The sequence below is a fragment of the Frankia gtarii genome (assembly GCF_025403375.1).
GTDB lineage: Bacteria > Actinomycetota > Actinomycetes > Frankiales > Frankiaceae > Frankia > Frankia gtarii.
The window spans coordinates 1-4,808 of record NZ_JAMPTM010000390.1; the positions used below are offsets into that span (position 1 = coordinate 1).

6 protein-coding genes are annotated in these 4,808 nt (G+C 73.0%); 2 read left to right on the top strand and 4 right to left on the bottom strand.

Annotated features, from left to right (window positions below; genetic code table 11):
- The first annotated feature begins 8 nt into the window (after positions 1-8).
- A complete protein-coding gene (locus NBZ83_RS30085) occupies positions 9-743 on the top strand; it encodes a M50 family metallopeptidase (protein ID WP_261576310.1) in 735 nt (244 codons plus the stop codon).
- 26 nt (positions 744-769) lie between these two features.
- Here the strand turns inward: NBZ83_RS30085 and NBZ83_RS30090 are convergent, their stop codons facing one another.
- From NBZ83_RS30090 to NBZ83_RS30100, 3 genes are all read right to left on the bottom strand, one after another.
- Entirely contained in the window at positions 770-1,585 is an 816-nt protein-coding gene (locus NBZ83_RS30090; protein WP_261576308.1) for an alpha/beta fold hydrolase, read from the bottom strand.
- 63 nt (positions 1,586-1,648) lie between these two features.
- Positions 1,649-2,602 (bottom strand): alpha/beta fold hydrolase, encoded by a 954-nt coding sequence (locus NBZ83_RS30095; protein ID WP_261576309.1) that lies wholly within the window; start codon positions 2,600-2,602, stop codon positions 1,649-1,651.
- A gap of 10 nt (positions 2,603-2,612) precedes the next feature.
- Complete coding sequence (locus NBZ83_RS30100) at positions 2,613-3,026, bottom strand: MerR family transcriptional regulator (protein WP_261564616.1); 414 nt, start codon at positions 3,024-3,026, stop codon at positions 2,613-2,615.
- Positions 3,027-3,478: 452 nt separating this feature from the next.
- Here NBZ83_RS30100 and NBZ83_RS30105 point away from each other — a divergent pair, with 452 nt between their 5' ends.
- Positions 3,479-4,378, top strand: a complete 900-nt coding sequence (locus tag NBZ83_RS30105) for an HpcH/HpaI aldolase/citrate lyase family protein (protein ID WP_261564617.1) — start codon at positions 3,479-3,481, stop codon at positions 4,376-4,378.
- On the opposite strand, the gene NBZ83_RS30110 is transcribed toward NBZ83_RS30105, so the two are convergent.
- Positions 4,375-4,560 (bottom strand): hypothetical protein, encoded by a 186-nt coding sequence (locus tag NBZ83_RS30110; RefSeq protein ID WP_261564618.1) that lies wholly within the window; start codon positions 4,558-4,560, stop codon positions 4,375-4,377. The genes NBZ83_RS30105 and NBZ83_RS30110 overlap by 4 nt on opposite strands.
- Positions 4,561-4,808 lie beyond the last annotated feature (248 nt).

Here is a 4,808-nt window from a genome sequence, read left to right on the forward strand (position 1 = left end):
ACCACTCGCTGCAGGGCAGGGTGACCGCGGCGGCGGCGGTGCTGGACCGCAAGGCCGACGCGAAGCTCGGTGTGCTGGCCGCCGTGGTGGACGGTGCGGCGGCGCCGCGGGCGGTCGCTGTCGTGACCGCCTTGCTGGCTCTGCTGGCCCTGCTGGTGAGCAGGTGGCCGGAGCATCTCGACACGGCGGTCCACGAGGGTGGGCACGCGTTCGCCGCGTTTCTCGCGGGACGGCTGGTGGCCGGTGTCTGGGTGGAAGCGGACGGCAGCGGCTTGACCTGGTCCTTCGGCCGGCGCAGTGGGGTCGGGCTGTTCGCGACCCGGGCCGCGGGCTACCTCTTCCCGTCCCTCGTCGGGGTCTGCTCGGCGCGGCTGCTGACAGCGGGGAAGGTCACGGCCGTCCTCATCCTGGGGGTGCTCGCGCTCGCCGCCCTGCTGCTCGTAGTGCGCAACGGCTTCGGCGAGCGCGTCGTCCTCATAGTGGGGGCCTCCATGGTGCTCACCGCCCGCTACTGCCCGGACTGGGCGCAGACCTGGTACGCCTACCTGCTCACCTGGGTGCTGCTGTTCTCCGGTCCGCGGTCGGTGCTGGTGCTGCACCGGGCCCGACGGCGCGGCGCCGTCGGGTCGGACGCCGACCGGCTCGCCGAGAGCACCCACATCCCCGCCGTGCTCTGGGTCCTCGCCTTCGCCGCCTTCAGCCTGTGGTGCGCGCTGAAGGGGGCGGCCCTCCTGCTGGCCTGACCTTCGCCAGCTCGGTGAGATGCCCGTCAACCGGCCAGGGCGCCACCGGCCACGGCCGCCTCGGCGCGGGCGAAGTGGTGGTCGACGGCGGCCAGCCAGGCGAGTGGACGGCTGATGTGCGGGCAGTGGCCGGCGTCGGCGATGACGGCGAGATGGGCGGCCTCGATGCCGTGAGCCAGGGTCTGCGCGCTGGCCCGCAACATGGAATCGTGCTCGCCGACGATGACGGTCGTCGGCGCGGTGATCTCGCCGAGCCGGGGGACGAGCGAGGGGTAACCGGCGAGTTCCCGGCCCAGCGCGGCAAGGGCAACCGCCCCACCGCGGCTGTTGGCACTGTTGGCGCCGGTGCGTGACGCGATCGCGGCCACCCCTCCCAGTACCGCGGCCACGACGCGTTTCGCGACCGGGCCGGTGGCGGTGGCCGGGGTGGCCGCGGTGTCGACGAGGACGAGGGAGCGCACCCGGTCGGGGTGTTCCAGCGTGTACCGCAGTGCGATCACACCGCCGAGCGAGTGGCCGACGAGGTGGATCCTGGCCGGTTCGAGTGTTGCGATGACGGCGGTGAGGTCGGCGAGGAGCAGGTCGAAGGTGTAGTCCGTCCGTCCGCCGGGTGCTCGGCCGCTTGCGCCGTGCCCCCGATGGTCGTAGGCGATGACGCGACGCGACGCGGCCAGTTCGGGTGCTACCGCTGCCCAGTCCGTGGTGCTGCCGGCGATTCCGTGGACCAGCACGACCGGGCCGTCCTCGACGCCGGGCGGGCGGTCGCCGTCTGGTCGCACGTCCTCGACGTGCAGCTCCAGTCCCGCCGCCACCGACAGCCGCCATCCGCTCGCACTGACCACCGGCACATCCTCACCTGCCGAACCGGCTCACCGACTCAGGCTGGCTCACCCGGTCGGGCAGGTTCACCTGATCGTGCCGGGTGAGCCGGTCGGGGGGTCGCCGGCCGCGGCCGCCTCGGCGCGGGCGAAGTGGTGGTCGACGGCCACGAGCCAGGCGAGTGGACGGCTGACCTGCGGGCTGTGGTCGGCGTCGGCGATGACGGCGAGATGGGCGGCCTCGATGCCGTGAGCCAGGGTCTGCGCGCTGGCCCGCAACATGGAATCGTGCTCGCCGACGATGACGGTCGTCGGCGCGGTGATCTCGCCGAGCCGGGGGACGAGCGAGGGATAATCGCCGAGTTCCCGGCCCAGCGCGGCGAGCGCATCCGGGTCTGCCTGGCCCAACCCCGCCACCTGGCGCTCCACGGGGTTACGACGGTCGTGGACCGCGCCCACGCTGCCGCTGCTCTCCGCCGAGCCCACAGGGCCGTCCGCGTCGGCCCCACCGGCCCCACCGCGGCTGTTGGCACTGTTGGCGCCGGTGCGTGACGCGATCGCGGCCACCCCTCCCAGTACCGCGGCCACGATGCGTTTCGCGACCGGGCCGGTGGCGGTGGCCGGGGTGGCCGCGGTGTCGACGAGGACGAGGGAGCGCACCCGGTCGGGGTGTTCCAGCGTGTACCGCAGTGCGATCACACCGCCGAGCGAGTGGCCGACGAGGTGGATCCTGGCCGGTTCGAGCGTTGCGATGACGGCGGTGAGGTCGGCGAGGAGCAGGTCGAAGGTGTAGTCCGTCCGTCCGCCGGGTGCTCGGCCGCTTGCGCCGTGCCCCCGATGGTCGTAGGCGATGACGCGACGCGACGCGGCCAGTTCGGGTGCTACCGCTGCCCAGTCCGTGGTGCTGCCGGCGATTCCGTGGACCAGCACGACCGGGCCGTCCTCGACGCCGGGCGGGCGGTCGCCGTCTGGTCGCACGTCCTCGACGTGCAGCTCCAGTCCCGCCGCCACCGACAGCCGCCATCCGCTCGCACTGACCACCGGCACATCCTCACCTGGTCGGGTTGGCCGCGCGGTCATCTGGGCGATCCCGCGGTCGGATGATGTCGTGGGGCTCGCCCTCGCCAGCAGTGATCATCGTGTCGAGCACCCGGCGGGACGCGACGAGATCGTCCATCCGTGCGTCGATCCGGGCCCGTTCCCGGGTCAGGTCCGCGACCAGGCCGGCGGGCGGAACCAGTCGGCCTCCGTCCGCCCGCAGCCGCGGCAGCACCTGGGCGATCAGCGTGATGGGCAGGCCGGCGGAGAGCAGTGTGCGGATCTGGCGGACCTGGTCGACGTCCGACTCGGCATACACCCGGTAGCCGCTGGGCAGCCGCGCCGGATGCAGCAGGCCTTGTTCCTCGTAGTAGCGCAGGAGCCGCTCGCTCACGGCAGTGCGCCGAGCCAGCTCCCCGATACGCATCCTGATCCTCTTCCTCGAGCCAGCCGGCTTGGCTCTCACATCGGTGTCCGACTTTACCGTCGGGATCATGAGTGGCGCACCGATCGAATCCGTCCACTCGGCATCCAGGCCGTCCACCGAACAGCCTCCGCGGACGGCAGCGGCCCGCGATCCGTCTGCATCATCACCGCTGGTCGGTAAGCCAGCAGTGCCACCGCAGCCGGTGAGGTCGTCGAGCGGGAACCCACCCGAAGCTGACACCCACAACGGCATGGCAGCCGGGAATCCCCGCCCATCAGCTTCAGAGCGCAGAGGACGTCAACAGGCCAGTAGGGTGAGGCCGCCGGCGTCCTCGCCCGCAACCAACCGGTTTGGCCGGAGGGAGATCGGGTTCTCCTGGTCACCGGCAGGCCGACAGGTCCGGGACGTGGCGGGCCGGGACCGGACGGGCGTGCGGGGACGGGAGAGACACGGTGACAGCCGAGGGGACCACGGCGGCGGACTACCGGCCGCGCCGGTCGGTGCTGTACATGCCGGGGGCGAACGAGCGGGCGTTGGAAAAGGCGAAGGGCCTGCCGGCCGACGCGCTCATCCTCGACCTGGAGGACGCCGTAGCCCCGGCCGCCAAGCAGGAGGCCCGCGAGCGGGTTTGCGCGGCTGTCGCCATCGGCGCCTACGGCCGGCGTGAGGTGGCAATTCGGATCAACGGCCGGGACACCCCCTGGCACGCCGACGATCTGCGCGCCGCCGCCCAGGCTGGACCGGACGCCGTCGTCGTGCCGAAGATCAGCTCGCCGGCGGACGTGCACGCCGTCGAGCGGGACCTGGCCGCCGCCGGGGCCTCGGCGCGCACCCTGATCTGGGCGATGGTCGAGACGCCGATCGCGATGCTGCGCGCCCTGGAGATCGCCCAGTCCTCGCCGCGCCTGGCCGTGCTGGTCATGGGCACCAACGACCTGGCCAACGAGCTGCGCGCCGAGCATGTGCCCGGCCGGGCGCCGCTGCTGACCGGCCTGGGGCTGTGCCTGCTGGCGGCGCGGGCCAGCGGCAAGGCGATTCTCGACGGTGTCTACAACGACGTCCGCGACGCCGACGGTTTCGCCGCCGAGTGCCGGCAGGGCCGCGAGCTGGGCTTTGACGGCAAGACCCTGATCCATCCAGGCCAGGTCGGGCCCTGTAACCAGGCGTTCTCGCCGTCCGAGGAGCAGCTCGCCGAGGCCGCGGAGATCGTGCGGGCTTGGGCGGACGCGGCCGCCGCGGGCCGGGGCGTCGTCACCGTCAACGGCCGGATGATCGAGAACCTGCACGTCGACAACGCCCGCCGGCTGCTCGCCGTCGACGCCGCGATCGCCGAGCTCACCGCCGCCGGCTAGCCGCGACCGCGGTGGCTGTCCAGCAGGATCCGGACGAGGTCGTGGGCGTGCCGCGCCGGGCCGTCGGCGCCGAGGGCCGCCACGCTGGCGTGGACCCCCTCCATGATCAGAACCAGCCGGTCGGCCAGCTCTCGCGAACCTGAGGTGGGGGCGGCGCCGGGCGCGGCGAGGGCGGCCGTCATCGCGGCGAACTGGCCGCGGACCCATGCCTTGGCGGCGACGGCGTGGCGATGGGCGGGGGCCTGCGGGTCGGCTGGGTCGGGTTAACCCGAAGGCGAGTGGTGGGCGTACCGGCTGGGAGCGTCGACGGTGCGGCGGCAGGCTGGGAGGCGTCCCCATGGGGACCGGATGTCCCGCGGAAACCGTGTTCCCGGGCGACCGGGCCGTGACACACTGCTTCCGAAGGCGCCGATGACCATGACGACCCCAC